We start from the raw sequence: 13,117 nt of genomic DNA, 5'->3' as shown, positions 1-13,117 counted from the left end.
CGAGGACGCCATCGGCCGCACCGCGTCGCCGGCACGGTGTGGGAGGGGGCTCGCCATGGTGGCTGCCGCCCCGCGTGTCGTGGTGATCGGCGCCAGTGCGGGGGGCCGTATCGCGCGGGCCGCCCGGCTCGCCGAGCACTACCGGGTCCCGCGGCTGACCGCGGTCGACGTGCTGATCAGGCGTCAGCCGCTGCCCGCCGGCGGCTATGTGATCGACGGCGCGCCGCAACTCCTCGACCGGGTGGCGCGCTTCGGCGGTCCGCTGCCCGCACCGGCCACCGCCGACCTCGTCGTCCACCTGCGGGAGACGGGGCAGGACGGCACCGGCGACGCGCTGCGCGTGATCCGTTACTACGAGGCCCGCGGTGTGCTGGTCGGCTTCCGGCCGGACGTGCCGGACGCCGAGATCATCGTGGCCATCGACGCGGCGCTGCGCGGGCGCACCGAACCGGACCCGTCGCGGTGGCCCTGAGACCGGGAACGGCGCCGAGTCGGCGCGGCACCGCTCCCTGACACCGGCGCGGCGGCGGTGACCCCCGTCCCCGTCCCGCCGGGGCCGACTGCTGACGGCTCCGGCGGCCGGCGGGGAACCGCCGCCGCGCCGACCCGCCGGCGGGTGCGGCCGGTGGCCCCGGAAAGCCAGGGCCGCAGCCCGCTCCGCGCGCCGCCGGCCGGGCGCTCCCCCGCCACTACCCCGCCACCGCCGGCCGTGCCCGCTCCACCACCGCCGCCAGGCCGAGCGTGTGCGGCAGCGTGCCGAACGCCGCGCCCGCGTCGCCGCCCAGCCGGCCGGCGCAGAACGCGTCCGCGACCTCCGGCGGCGCGTACCGCACCAGCAGCGAACCCTGGAGCACCAGTGCCAGCCGCTCCGCCAGCCGCCGGGCGCGCGCCTCGATGCCCTCCAGGTCGGCGAGTTCGGTCAGCAGCCCCCTGATCGCCCGGTCGAGCCGGTGGTCCGCGCCGCGGGCCGTGCCGATCTCCGTCAAGTACGCGTCGAGCGCCTCCGGTTCGCGCCGCAGCGCCCGCAGCACGTCGAGCGCCTGGACGTTGCCCGAGCCCTCCCACAGGGAGTTCAGCGGCGCCTCGCGCAGCAGCCGGGGCAGCCCCGACTCCTCGACGTAGCCGTTGCCACCCAGGCACTCCAGCGCCTCCGCGACCACCGGCGTGCACCGCTTGGTCACCCAGTACTTGGCCGCCGGCACCGCCAGCCGCAGAAATGCCCGGTCCTGCGCGGTGCCCCCGTCGTACGCCGCCGCCAGTCGCAGCGCGAGCGTCGTCGCCGCCTCCGACTCCAGCGCCAGATCGGCCAGCACGTTGCGCATCAGCGGCTTGTCGACCAGCCGCCCGCCGAACGCCTCCCGGTACGCGGCGTGGTGCACCGCCTGCGCCACCGCCTGCCGCATCACCGCCGCCGCCCCGCTGACGCAGTCCAGCCGGGTCGCCGCGACCATCCCGATGATCGTCGCCACCCCGCGCCCCTCCTCGCCGACCCGGCGCGCCCAGGTGCGCCCGTCGAACTCCACCTCGGCCGAGGCGTTCGAGCGGTTGCCGAGCTTGTCCTTGAGCCGCTGGAGCAGGAACGGGTTGCGGCCGCCGTCCGGCAGCACCCGCGGCAGCAGAAAGCACGTCAGCCCACCGGGTGCCTGCGCCAGCACCAGGAACACGTCCGACATCGGCGCGGAGCAGAACCACTTGTGCCCCGTCAGGACGTACTCCCCGGCCGCCGCCAGCGGCTCGGCGCGCGTGGTGGTGGCGCGGACGTCACTGCCGCCCTGCTTCTCCGTCATCGCCATCCCGGCCAGCGCACCCGCCTTCGCGGCGGCCGGCCGCAGCTCCGGGTCGTACACCCGCGAGGTCAGCAGCGGCTCCCAGACCGCCGCCAACTCCGGCTCGGCGCGCAGCGCCGGCACCGCCGCATGGGTCATCGACAGCGGGCAGCCGTGGCCTGCCTCGGCCTGCGACCACACGAGGAAGCCGGCGGTCCGCCGGACGTGCCCGTCCGGGCGCGACCAGGCACCGGTGAGGCCGGCGGTGATGGCATGGCCGAGCAGCCGGTGCCAGGCGGGGTGGAACTCCACCTCGTCGATGCGGTGTCCGTAGCGGTCGTGGGTGCGCAGCACCGGCGGGTGCGCGTTGGCCTGCGCGCCCCAGCGCTGCACCTGCGCGGAGCCGGCCGCCCGCCCCAGCCGGCCCAGTTCCTCCCGCACCTCGCCGAGGCGCTCCGCGGCGACGTACCGGGCGATGCCCTCGGTGAGTGCCGGGTCGGACCCGAAGACGTCGTACCCGGTCAGTGGCGGGGGCTGGTTCGTCACGATATGAGTGGTTGCTGCCATGGCAGATACGGTAAGGACGTGCAGCCGGCGAACGAACCACCCGAGCGGCCCGCGGGCCGTCTCACCCGGGCCAGGGCCCTCTACCGCAACGTCTCCAAGCGCCGGCTGGCCTGGCTGCTCCTCAAGGACATCGTCGCCAGCTGCATGGAGTACCGGGTCACCGGGCTCGCCGCCGAGGCCGCGTTCTGGTGCCTGCTCTCGCTGCCGCCGCTGATCCTCGGACTCGTCGGCGTCCTCGGCTACACGGAGCCCTGGATCGGCCACGCCACCATCGACGGCGTCCGGGCGCACATCCTGCACGCCTCCGGCACCGTCCTCTCCAGCCGGGGCGTCGACGAGATCGCCCGCCCGCTGCTGAACGACGTGTTCACCGGCCGCCGCCCCGACGTCATCTCCCTCGGCTTCGCCATCGCCCTGTGGTCCGGCTCCCGCGCGGTCAACGTCTTCGTCGACACCATCACGATCATGTACGGCCTCGACGGCCGCCGCGGCATCGTCCGCACCCGGCTGCTGTCCTTCGTCCTCTACCTGGCCGCGCTGGCGGCCGGTATGGTCGCGCTGCCCCTGATGGTCGCCGGCCCGGACGCCGTCGCCGGCTGGCTCCCGGACGGCGAGGACATCATCCGCGCCCTGTACTGGCCGGTCGTGCTGATCCTCTCCATCGCCTTCCTCACCACCCTCTACCACGTCTCCGTACCGGTCCGTTCGCCCTGGCGGGAGGACATCCCCGGCGCCGTCGTCGCCCTCGCGATGTGGCTGCTGGGCAGCTTCCTGCTGCGCCTCTACCTGACCGCGGCGGTCGAAGGGCCCACCATCTACGGCTCGTTGGCGGCGCCGGTCGCGGTGCTCCTGTGGATCGGGGTGTCCGCCTTCGCGGTCCTGGTCGGGGCCGCGATGAACGCCGCCCTGGACCGGGTGTGGCCGTCGGCCGGCACGGCGGCGGCCCGCGCGCAGAACGCCCGGGCGCGGAAGGGGGCGGGCCCGGAGGGCGGACCGGCCGGCACCTGACGCGGCCTCACATCGCCGGGATCCGCGCATAGCGCCCCGCGACGCGGAGGTCGGCCTCGATGGCCGCGGCGCATGCGCGCAGGGCGGGGAGGACGGCCTCGCGGGTCCCGTCCGGGGTGCCGCGGCCGGCGTGGGTGGAGACGTTGACCGCGGCGACGGCGCGGCCGGTGCGGTCCCGGACCGGGACCGCGAGGGAGCGCAGGCCGTCCTCCAGCTCCTCGTCGACCAGGGCGTGGCCGTCGGCGCGGACCCCGTCGAGGACGGCCAGCAGGCGGGCCCGGTCGGTGACCGTGTGCCGGGTGAGCGGCGCGAGGTGCGTGCGGGCGAGCCGGGCGGCCCGCTCGGCGGGCGGCAGGTCGGCGAGCAGCACCCGGCCCATGGAGGTGGCGTAGGCGGGGAAGCGGGTCCCCACGGTGATGTTGACGCTCATGATGCGGACGGTGGGGACCCGGGCCACGTACTGGACGGTGTCCGGGACGGCGTCGCCGCTGACCAGGATCGCCATCGACGCGGAGTCGTGGACGCGCTCCACCAGGGTGGCCAGGTGGGGTTGGGCGATGGCCGGCAGGGTGAGCGCGGAGAGCGGGGCGAAGCCCAGGTCCAGCACCTTCGGGGTGGGGCGGAAGAGCCTGCCGTCGCTCGCGAGGTAGCCGAGGTGTTCGAGCGTGATCAGGGCGCGGCGGGCGGTCGCCCGGGGCAGCCCGGTGGCCTCGGCGACGGCGGTGAGGGGGAGGGCGCCGCGGCCGGCGCCGAACGCGGTGAGGGTGGCCAGGCCGCGGGCGAGGGACTCGACGAATTCCGGGCCCAGTTCCTGCTTGGAGACGCGCATCCAGGGGGCGGGCGGCGGCGGTGCGGGGGCCGTGGGCGTACGGGGGGCCGCCAGCGTGCGCTCCATGGCGGCGACCGTGGCGCGCAGGCGCGGCAGGACGGCGGCCGGCAGCTCGGCGGCGGTGCGGCGGCTGGTGTGGCTGACCACGCTCAGCGCGCAGACCGGCCGCCCGGAGGGGTCGCGGACCGGCAGCGCCACCGCGACCAGGCCGGGTTCGATGAGCTGGTCGTCCAGCGACCAGCCGGCGGCGCGGGCAGTGGCCACCCGCGCCGCGAACGCGGCGGCGGTGGAGCTGCCGGGCCGCCGGGGCGGCACGGCGGGGAAGCCCGCGTCCGTGGGGTCGGCGGCCCGGCGCGCCCGCCAGCGCCGCCAGTCGCCGGCGTCCCAGGCGTCCGCGAACAGCGCGCCGGGCGCGACGCGTTCGGCGGGCAGCAGATCGCCGATGCGGAAGGCCAGGGACATGGCGCGGTGGCGGGTCGCCTGATGGACGAAGCGCACCCCGTCGCCGTCCGGTACGGCCAGCGAGACCGATTCGTCGAGCGCGTCGGCGAGCCGGTCGGCCAACGGACCGAGCAGGTCGGGGAGTTCGGTGGCGGCGAGGTAGGCGTTGCCCAGCTCCAGCAGCCGGGGCGCCAGCACGGCGTCGCGGCCCTCGACGCGTACGTATCCGATCCGGGCGAGGGTGCTCAGCACGCGGTCCACGGTGGAGCGGGCCAGACCGGTGACCCGCACCAGGTCGCCGGCCGTCGCCCGCCCGCCGCCGGCCGTCAGCTCGCGCAGCACGGCCAGGCTGCGCACCAGCGGACCCACCGCTTCCGGCGGCGGCGCTGAGGGGGCGGTGGCGGCGGGGTGGGACATGGACTCGCTCTCCACGGTGCGGCGATCTCGTCGGAACCGTACCGGGCGGGCCGGCGGGCACCGTTGACACGGCCGGGGGCGGGGGTCAGACTCGGGACGGCTGCTGGATGAACTTTAGTTCACTGGGCGAACTCCCGGGCAGGGCCCGGCAGGACGGACGACCCGAGGGCGAGGACATGGCAGACATCCGTTCCCTGCGCGACGCCGTCGCGGAACTGATCCACGACGGCGACACGGTGGCGCTGGAGGGGTTCACCCACCTCATCCCGTTCGCCGCGGCGCACGAGATCATCCGCCAGGGCATCACCGGCCTCACGCTCGCCCGGATGACCCCGGACATCGTCTACGACCAGCTGATCGGCGCCGGCGCGGCCAGCAAACTGGTCTTCTCCTGGGGCGGCAACCCCGGCGTCGGCTCGCTGCACCGCTTCCGGGACGCCGTCGAGAACGGCTGGCCCGCTCCGCTGGAACTGGACGAGCACAGCCACGCCGGGATGGCCAACCGCTATGCGGCGGGCGCCGCGCGGCTCCCCTTCGCGGTGCTGCGGGGCTACCGGGGCAGCGACATCCCGGGCCGCACATCCACCGTCGCCACCGTCACCTGCCCGTTCACCGGCGAGCGGCTGGCCGCCGTCGCCGCCCTCAACCCGGACGTCACGGTCATCCACGCCCAGCGGGCCGACCCGGCGGGCAACGTCCAGCTGTGGGGGCTGACCGGCGTGCAGAAGGAAGCGGTGCTGGCCGCCCGGCGCGTCCTGGTGACCGTCGAGGAAATCGCCGACACCCTGGAGCCGCGTCCCGGCGGGGTCGTGCTGCCCACCTGGGTCATCGACGCGGTAGCGGTCGTCCCCGGGGGCGCCCACCCCTCGTACGCGGCCGGGTACTCGGTCCGCGACAACGCCTTCTACCGCGACTGGGACGCCGTCGCGCGGGACCGGGAGGCGTTCGGCCGATGGCTGGAGGAGTGCGTGCGGGGAGTCGGCCGGGACGCCGGCAGCGGAGCGGCCGTGGGAGCCGGGGCGTCCGGGCGCGGGCGGGCGGCGCGGGGGACACCGCGGGTCGCCGCGGCCCCCCATCCGGCCGCGGCGCCCGGTCCCGCCTGGACGCCCGACGAGCTGATGGAGGTCAACGCCGCGCGGGCACTCGCCGGGGCCGGCACCTGCTTCGTCGGGATCGGGCTGCCCAGTACGGCCGCCAACCTCGCCCGCAGGACCGTCAATCCGGATCTGGTGCTGGTCTACGAGTCCGGCACCATCGGGTCCCGGCCGGAGCGGCTGCCGCTGTCCATCGGGGACGGCGAACTGGCCGACACCGCGGACGCGGTGGTGTCCGTGCCGGAGATGTTCAACTACTGGCTCCAGGGCGGCCGGATCGACGTCGGCTTCCTCGGCGCCGCGCAGGTCGACCGGTTCGGCAACGTCAACACCACCGTCGTCGACCGCGGCCCGGACCGGCCCGAGGGCCGGCTCCCGGGGGCCGGCGGCGCCCCCGAGATCGCCGCCAACTGCGGGCAGGTGCTGCTGGTCGTGCGGCACCGCCGCCGGAACCTCGTCGGCGCGCTGGACTTCGTCACCACCCTCGGGCACGGCAGCGGCCCCGGGGACCGCGCGGCGCTCGGCCTGCCCGGCGCCGGGCCGACCGCGTTGATCACCGACCTCGGTGTGCTGCGCCCCGACCCGGACACCGCGGAACTCGTCCTCACCGCGCTGCACCCGGGGGTGACGGTGGATCAGGTCCGGGCGGCCACCGGCTGGCCCCTCAGGGAAGCCCCCGACCTCGGCGTGACCGACCCGCCCACCGCCGCCGAACTCGCCGCCCTGCGCGCCCTGAAGGCGGCGTCCGGGCCGGGCGGGCCCCCGGCCGCCGCCACCGCCCCGCGCTCCGGGAAGGACGCCCGATGAGCCAGAGGTAGCCGCCGCCCGTATCCCGATCCGCACCCCCGCATGGAGAGGCACCCCCGCATGGAGAGGCACCCCCGCACGGAGAAGGCACCCATGAAGCACCCCGCCCCGCCCGGCGCCGCCCCCGTCTCCCCGACCGCCCCACCACCCGCCACCCAGGCCGACATCAGCCGTGAGATCGCCGTCCTGCGGACCGCTGCCGACGCTGCCGACGCGGACCGCGCAGCCGGCGGCCCGGCCCCCGGGCACCCCGCCCGGGACTATCCGCCCTACCGCAGCAGCACCCCCCGCCACCCCCGGCAGCCGCTGGTCGCGATCGACGCCCTGGCCGACCCGGAAGCCGTGGAGCTGAGCGGCCCCGCCTTCGGAGTCACGGACGTCACCGCACTCGACGCCGACCTCACCCGGCAGCACACCGGAGAGCCGCTGGGCGAACGCATCACCGTCACCGGCCGCGTCCTGGACCGCACCGGCCGCCCCGTGCGCGGCCAACTCGTCGAGATCTGGCAGGCCAACGCCTCCGGCCGGTACTCCCATCAGCGTGACCAGCACGCGGCCCCGCTCGACCCGAACTTCACCGGAGTTGGCCGCTGCCTGACCGACGACGACGGGCGGTACACCTTCACCACCGTGAAGCCCGCCGCCTATCCGTGGCGCAACCACGACAATGCCTGGCGCCCCGCGCACATCCACTTCTCGTTCTTCGGCACGGCCTTCACCCAGCGGCTGGTCACCCAGATGTACTTCCCGGGCGATCCGCTCCTCCCGTACGACCCGATCCTGGCCTCGGTCGCCGACGCCGCCGCCCGCGCCCGCCTGGTGGCCGTCTACGACCACCAACTCTCCCGCCCCGAACACTCCCTGGGCTACCGCTTTGACGTCGTCCTGGACGGCCCGTCCGCCACCTGGACCGAGGAAGGCCGCTGATGCCCACCCGCCCCGAAGGCCCCGAGGAGCCGCCCGCCACGCCGCTGGCCCCGACCCCCTCCCAGACCATCGGCCCCTTCTACGGCCACGCCCTCCCTTTCCCCGACGGTGAGCGGATCGCGCCCAGCGGCCACCCCGACACGGTCACCCTGCACGGCCTGGTGCGCGACGGGGACGGTGCGCCGGTGCCGGACGCGCTGCTGGAGTTCTGGCAGGCCGGCCCCGACGGCAGCCTGACCGGCGCCCCCGGCTCGCTGCGCCGGGACCCGGCCACCGGCGCGGCCGTCGGCCGCAACGGCGTGGACTTCACCGGCTTCGGCCGCGTCCCCACCGACGCCGACGGGCGCTATGCGCTGCGCACCCTGCCCGCCACCGCCCCCGCCGGGCGCCCGGACGCCGCGCCCTACCTGGCCGTCTGCGTCTTCGCCCGCGGGCTGCTGCACCACCTGTTCACCCGCGTCTACTTCCCCGAGCACACCGCGGCGCACGCCGCCGACCCCCTGCTGTCCGGGCTGCCCCGGGAGCGGGCGCGCACCCTCCTCGCCCGCCCCGACGGCACAGTCCCGTACCGCTACCGGTTCGACATCCAGCTGCAGCAGCCGGCGGACGGCACGTACGAGGAGACGGTGTTCCTTGCCTTCCGATGAGGCGCCCGAGGCGGTGGGCGGGCCGTGCCCGGGGGCCACCAGTCCTGACGGTGCATCAATTTCCCCCGGTGCGGCGGATCACGGCCTGCTCGCCCCCTCCTGGGCCGGCTCCGCCGTCGCGGAGGCCACCGGCGACGCCGCCTACCTGCGCGCCCTGCTCGACGCCGAGGCCGCGCTGACCCGCGCCCAGGCGGCCCTCGGGCTCGCTCCGGCGACCGCGGCGGCGACCGTCACCGCGGTCGCCGCCGAGCGCCACCGCCACGACCCGCGGGCGCTCGCCGGGCGCGCCCGCGCCGCCGGCAACCCGGTGGTGCCGCTCGTCGCGGACCTGACCGCCGCCGTCGCCGCCCGCGACCCGGAAGCCGCCGGCCACGTCCACCGCGGCGCCACCAGCCAGGACATCCTGGACACCGCCACGATGCTGGTCTGCGCCTGCGCCCTGGACACCGTGCTGGCCGACCTCGACCGCACCGCCGACACGCTGCACCGCACCGCCGCCGCCCACCGCGACACGCCGATGGCCGGCCGCACCCTCACCCAGCACGCGGTGCCGACCACCTTCGGCCTCAAGGCGGCGGGCTGGCGCAGCCTGGTCCTCGACGCCCGGGACCGGCTCGCCGCGGTACGCGCCGCGCTGCCCGCCCAACTGGGCGGCGCCGCAGGGACGTTGGCCGCCTTCCACGCCTACGCCCCAGCGGGCGGCGCGCCGAGCGCCGACGACCTCGGCGTCCGGCTCCTCGCCCGCTACGCCGCCGAGACCGGGCTCGCCGCACCCGCCCTGCCCTGGCACACCCTGCGCACCCCCGTCGCCGACGTCGCCGGCGCGCTCGCCTGCGCCGCGGGTGCGCTCGGCAAGCTGGCGGCCGACGTCCTGGTCCTCTCCCGTACGGAGACCGGCGAGCTGGCCGAGGGCAGTGGTGGCGGTTCCTCCGCGATGCCGCACAAGGCCAACCCGGTGCGCGCCACGCTGATCGCGGGCGCCGCCCGGCAGGTGCCGGCGCTCGCCGCGGTGCTGTACGGGTCGCTGGCCGCCGAGGACGAGCGGCCGGCCGGCGCCTGGCACGCCGAGTGGCAGCCGCTGCGCGAGGCGCTGCGCCTGGTGGGCGGTGCGGCCCGGGACGCGGCCGACCTGACCGCGGGACTGCGGGTCCGCCCGTCCCGGATGCGGGAGAACCTCGACGCGACCGGCGGGCTGGTCGTCTCCGAACGCCTCGTCGCCGCCCTCGCCGCCCTGACCGGCCGCGCCGCGGCCCGCCGCACCCTGGACGCGGCGGCCCGCCGCGCGGCGGACGAGGGCGTCCCGCTGGACGACGCGCTGCGCGCGGCCCTGGCCACGGACCCGGCGATCCCGGCCGGCGCCGCCGCCCTCACCGGGCCCCGCCTGCGCGAACTCATTGATCCCAGCGGGTACTTGGGATCCGCGGGCGCGCTCGTCGACCGCGCCCTCCGGCGCGCCCCCCAGCCCTTCCCCCATGCGCCGCAGGAGCCCGTATGACGTCCGTACCGCCCGGCGGCCACCGCACCGCCCTGCACCACACCGCCGACGGCCCCGAAGGCGCCCCGCCTCTCCTCCTCGGCCCCTCCCTGGGCACCACCCTCGCCCTCTGGGACCCTCAACTCCCCGCCCTGGCACGTCGGTTCCGCGTGCTGCCTTGGGACCTCCCCGGCCACGGCGGCACCCCCGCCGGCGTCCTCGCCGCCGCCGGTACGACCACCGTCGCCGAACTGGCCCGCCTCGTCCTCGACCTCGCGGACGCCCGGGGCCTCGACCGCTTCGCCTACGCGGGCGTCTCGCTCGGCGGCGCGGTGGGCGCCTGGCTCGCCGTCCACCACCCCGAGCGGATCGCCTCGCTCGCGCTGATCTGCTCCTCCGCGCGGTTCGGCGAGCCGGCCGGCTGGTACGAACGGGCCGCACTGGTACGGGCGAAGGGCCTCGGCCCGGTCGCCGAGACCGCCGCCGGACGCTGGTTCACCCTCGCCTTCGCCGCCTCGCCCCAGGCCACCGCCCTGCTCGACACGCTGCGCCGCGGCGTGTCACCCGACGGATACGCCGCCTGCTGCGACGCCCTCGCCCGCCACGACCTCCGCGCCGACCTGCCCCGGATCACCGCCCCCACCCTCGTCGTCGCCGGCCGCGCCGACCCGGCCACCCCGCCCGCCCACGCCCGCGAACTCACCGACGGCATCTCCGCCGCCACCCTCGTCGAACTCCCCGGCGCCGCCCACCTCGCCACCGCTGAGCGCCCGGCCGCGGTCCTCACAGCGCTCCTCGGCCACCTCGGCTGCGCCCACCCCGCCCCCGGAACGGACCACTGATGCCCCGCACCCACCAGCCCACCCCGCCGCCGTCCCGCACCGCGGTCGGCATCATCGGCGGCGGCCCGGCCGGACTGCTGCTCGCCCGGCTGCTGCACCGGGCCCGGATCGGCTGCGTCGTCCTGGAGAGCCGCGACCGCGGATACGTCGAGGCGCGGCAGCGCGCCGGCATCCTCGAACAGGGCACCGTCGACGTACTGCGCGGCTGCGGCGCGGGGGAGCGGCTGGACCGCGAGGGGATGGCCCACGACGGCATCGAGCTGCGCTACGACCGGCGGTCGCACCGGCTCGACTTCCCGGCGCTGACCGGCGGACGGCGGGTGACCGTCTACGCCCAGACGGAGATCGTCAAGGACCTGATAGAGCTTCAACTCGCCGACGGCGCACCACTGCTGTTCGGCGCGCGGGCGCTCGCCGTCACCGGCGCCGACACCGCACGGCCGGAGATCCGCTACCGCCACGACGGCCGCGAGCACACCCTCGGCTGCGACTACGTCGTCGGCTGCGACGGCTTCCACGGCGTGGCCCGGCAGGCGATCCCGGACACCGAGTGCCGTACCTACGAGCGCGGCTACCCGTACTCCTGGCTGGGCGTGCTCGCCGACGCCCCGCCGTCCTCCGACGAGCTGATCTACGCCCACTCGCCCCGCGGCTTCGCGCTGTTCAGCATGCGCACCCCGACCGTCAGCCGGCTCTACCTCCAGGTCCCCAACGGCACCGACCCCGCCCACTGGCCCGACGCCCGCGTCTGGGACGAACTGGAGGCCCGCGCCGCCGTCGACGACACCGCCTGGAAGCCGGCCCGCGGCCCGCTCACCGCCAAGGCCGTCCTGCCGATGCGCAGCTCGGTCACCGAACCGATGCGCTGGGGCCGGGTCCTGCTCGCGGGCGACGCGGCGCACATCGTGCCGCCCACCGGAGCCAAGGGCCTCAACCTCGCCGTCGCCGACGTCACCGTCCTGGCGCGCGCCCTCACCCGGTTCTACGGCACCGGCGCGACGGACCTCCTGGACGCCTACTCCGACACCTGTCTGCGCCGCGTCTGGCGCGCCGAGCACTTCTCGTACTTCATGACGACGACCCTGCACACCGGCCCCGGCCAGAGCCCGTTCGACACCCGGCTCCAGCTCGCCCAGCTCGACCGCATCGCCGGCTCCCGGCACGCCGCCGCGGAACTCGCCGAGAACTACACGGGACTGCCGCTGCCCTGACCGTGAGCGGCAGGTACGACGGTGGCTACGGCGCCTCCAGGTGGCCCCTGCGGTACCGCACCAGGAGCATCGCCGCGTCGTCGTGGAGCGGCCCCTCCGCGTGGTCGACGACATCCTCGCGGACCGCCCGCAGCGCGGCCTCCGGGTCGGGGTCCTTCAGCAGTGCGGCGCGCTCGACGAGGGGGTAGAACCAGCCGGCGCCGTCCCGGGCCTCGCTGACCCCGTCGGTGTAGAAGAGCAGCTGGTCGCCGGGGGCGAACGGGACCCGGTACGGCAGCGGCGCGTCCGGGCCGTGGTCCATCAGGCCGAGCGGCAGCGCGCGTTCCGGCGGGGCCGCGTAGCCGACCTCGCCGTCGGGGCGGACCACCAGGGGCGAGGGGTGGCCGAAGTTCAGCAGGGTCGCGTCCGGGCCGTCGCCGATCTCCGCGAGGACCGCGGTGACGAAGCGCTCACCGGACAGATGGCGGTTCAGCGCGCGCTCGACCCGGGCGCCGACCGCCGGCAGATCCGGCTCGTCGTGCGCCGCCTCCCGGAACGCGCCGAGCACCACCGCCGCGGACTCCACCGCCTCCAGGCCCTTGCCCTGGACGTCCCCGACGATGATCCGCACACCGGCCGGCGAGGTCACCACCTCGTACAGATCGCCGCCGATCCGGGCCTCGGCCACCGCCGAGGTGTACGAGACCGCGATCCGCAGCGGGCCCGCACCGCGCGGCACCGGCCGCAGCAGCACCCGCTGGGCGACCTCGGCGATCGACCGCACGCTGGCCAGCTCCGCCTCCCGGCGCTGCCGCATGACCGCGGCTACCACCCCGGCGGCGGTCACCCCGGCCACCGACAGCAGCGCGGTCAGCCCGCGCCGGCTCTCGAACAGCCCGCTGTGCACGCCCAGTCCGACGCAGAGCACGGACGCGGTCAGCCCGACCAGCGCGGTCCGCCGCCAGCCGCCGACCAGCCCCGCGAACGCGGGCCCCAGCGACACCAGCGGCAGGAAGCCGACGCCCGGCCCGGCGATGAGATCCACGGCGCTGACCGCGGCCATGACCATGTACGGGAGCGCGGACAGCGCACGGGAGCCGGTGCGCTG

General features: G+C 76.5%; 11 protein-coding genes and 1 pseudogene. 9 read left to right on the top strand and 3 right to left on the bottom strand.

Going from position 1 to position 13,117, the window contains the following annotated elements:
* The first annotated feature begins 55 nt into the window (after positions 1-55).
* Positions 56-472 carry a hypothetical protein gene (locus ACO1BR_RS18070; RefSeq protein ID WP_159507496.1) on the top strand — a complete coding sequence of 139 codons (417 nt, stop codon included), beginning with the start codon at positions 56-58 and terminating at the stop codon, positions 470-472.
* 217 nt (positions 473-689) lie between these two features.
* On the opposite strand, the gene ACO1BR_RS18065 is transcribed toward ACO1BR_RS18070, so the two are convergent.
* Entirely contained in the window at positions 690-2,333 is a 1,644-nt protein-coding gene (locus ACO1BR_RS18065; protein ID WP_426796085.1) for an acyl-CoA dehydrogenase family protein, read from the bottom strand.
* Between the two features lie 18 nt (positions 2,334-2,351).
* On the opposite strand from ACO1BR_RS18065, the gene ACO1BR_RS18060 reads away from it, so the two are divergent.
* A complete protein-coding gene (locus ACO1BR_RS18060; protein ID WP_426796084.1) occupies positions 2,352-3,341 on the top strand; it encodes a YihY/virulence factor BrkB family protein in 990 nt (329 codons plus the stop codon).
* Positions 3,342-3,348: 7 nt separating this feature from the next.
* Here the strand turns inward: ACO1BR_RS18060 and ACO1BR_RS18055 are convergent, their stop codons facing one another.
* Positions 3,349-5,028, bottom strand: coding sequence for an IclR family transcriptional regulator domain-containing protein (locus ACO1BR_RS18055; RefSeq protein ID WP_426796083.1), 1,680 nt, complete (start codon positions 5,026-5,028; stop codon positions 3,349-3,351).
* 176 nt (positions 5,029-5,204) lie between these two features.
* Here ACO1BR_RS18055 and ACO1BR_RS18050 point away from each other — a divergent pair.
* From ACO1BR_RS18050 to ACO1BR_RS18020, 7 genes and pseudogenes are all read left to right on the top strand, one after another.
* Positions 5,205-6,005: pseudogene (locus ACO1BR_RS18050) on the top strand (CoA transferase subunit A); the annotation flags it as partial.
* A gap of 141 nt (positions 6,006-6,146) precedes the next feature.
* On the top strand, positions 6,147-6,929 hold the full coding sequence (locus tag ACO1BR_RS18045) for a CoA-transferase subunit beta (protein WP_426796170.1): 783 nt from the start codon (positions 6,147-6,149) through the stop codon (positions 6,927-6,929).
* Between the two features lie 93 nt (positions 6,930-7,022).
* Positions 7,023-7,856 (top strand): protocatechuate 3,4-dioxygenase subunit beta, encoded by an 834-nt coding sequence (pcaH, locus tag ACO1BR_RS18040; RefSeq protein ID WP_426796082.1) that lies wholly within the window; start codon positions 7,023-7,025, stop codon positions 7,854-7,856.
* On the top strand, positions 7,856-8,503 hold the full coding sequence (pcaG, locus tag ACO1BR_RS18035; protein ID WP_426796081.1) for a protocatechuate 3,4-dioxygenase subunit alpha: 648 nt from the start codon (positions 7,856-7,858) through the stop codon (positions 8,501-8,503). Before pcaH ends, pcaG begins: the two co-directional genes overlap by 1 nt.
* Positions 8,504-8,561: 58 nt before the next feature.
* Entirely contained in the window at positions 8,562-9,998 is a 1,437-nt protein-coding gene (gene pcaB, locus ACO1BR_RS18030) for a 3-carboxy-cis,cis-muconate cycloisomerase (RefSeq protein ID WP_426796169.1), read from the top strand.
* Positions 9,995-10,819 carry an alpha/beta fold hydrolase gene (locus ACO1BR_RS18025; protein WP_426796080.1) on the top strand — a complete coding sequence of 275 codons (825 nt, stop codon included), beginning with the start codon at positions 9,995-9,997 and terminating at the stop codon, positions 10,817-10,819. Before pcaB ends, ACO1BR_RS18025 begins: the two co-directional genes overlap by 4 nt.
* Positions 10,819-12,030: a 4-hydroxybenzoate 3-monooxygenase gene (locus tag ACO1BR_RS18020; RefSeq protein ID WP_426796079.1), complete on the top strand. Its 1,212-nt coding sequence runs from the start codon at positions 10,819-10,821 to the stop codon at positions 12,028-12,030. The genes ACO1BR_RS18025 and ACO1BR_RS18020 overlap by 1 nt, the downstream gene beginning before the upstream one ends.
* Positions 12,031-12,055: 25 nt before the next feature.
* Here ACO1BR_RS18020 and ACO1BR_RS18015 read toward each other — a convergent pair whose 3' ends face one another.
* Complete coding sequence (locus ACO1BR_RS18015; protein WP_426796168.1) at positions 12,056-13,078, bottom strand: PP2C family protein-serine/threonine phosphatase; 1,023 nt, start codon at positions 13,076-13,078, stop codon at positions 12,056-12,058.
* Positions 13,079-13,117 lie beyond the last annotated feature (39 nt).

Origin of the sequence: Streptomyces sp. YGL11-2, assembly GCF_050054615.1 — a bacterium.
Lineage (GTDB): Bacteria > Actinomycetota > Actinomycetes > Streptomycetales > Streptomycetaceae > Streptomyces.
This window is presented reverse-complemented; position numbering and strand designations above follow the sequence as displayed.

Coding starts and splice junctions, on each gene's coding strand:
- ACO1BR_RS18070 (WP_159507496.1), top strand. CDS start 56: ATGGTGGCTGCCGCCCCGCGTGTCGTGGTGATCGGCGCCAGTGCGGGG.
- ACO1BR_RS18065 (WP_426796085.1), bottom strand. CDS start 2,333: ATGGCAGCAACCACTCATATCGTGACGAACCAGCCCCCGCCACTGACC.
- ACO1BR_RS18055 (WP_426796083.1), bottom strand. CDS start 5,028: ATGTCCCACCCCGCCGCCACCGCCCCCTCAGCGCCGCCGCCGGAAGCG.
- ACO1BR_RS18045 (WP_426796170.1), top strand. CDS start 6,147: ATGGAGGTCAACGCCGCGCGGGCACTCGCCGGGGCCGGCACCTGCTTC.
- pcaH (WP_426796082.1), top strand. CDS start 7,023: ATGAAGCACCCCGCCCCGCCCGGCGCCGCCCCCGTCTCCCCGACCGCC.
- pcaG (WP_426796081.1), top strand. CDS start 7,856: ATGCCCACCCGCCCCGAAGGCCCCGAGGAGCCGCCCGCCACGCCGCTG.
- ACO1BR_RS18025 (WP_426796080.1), top strand. CDS start 9,995: ATGACGTCCGTACCGCCCGGCGGCCACCGCACCGCCCTGCACCACACC.
- ACO1BR_RS18020 (WP_426796079.1), top strand. CDS start 10,819: ATGCCCCGCACCCACCAGCCCACCCCGCCGCCGTCCCGCACCGCGGTC.
- ACO1BR_RS18015 (WP_426796168.1), bottom strand. CDS start 13,078: ATGGTCATGGCCGCGGTCAGCGCCGTGGATCTCATCGCCGGGCCGGGC.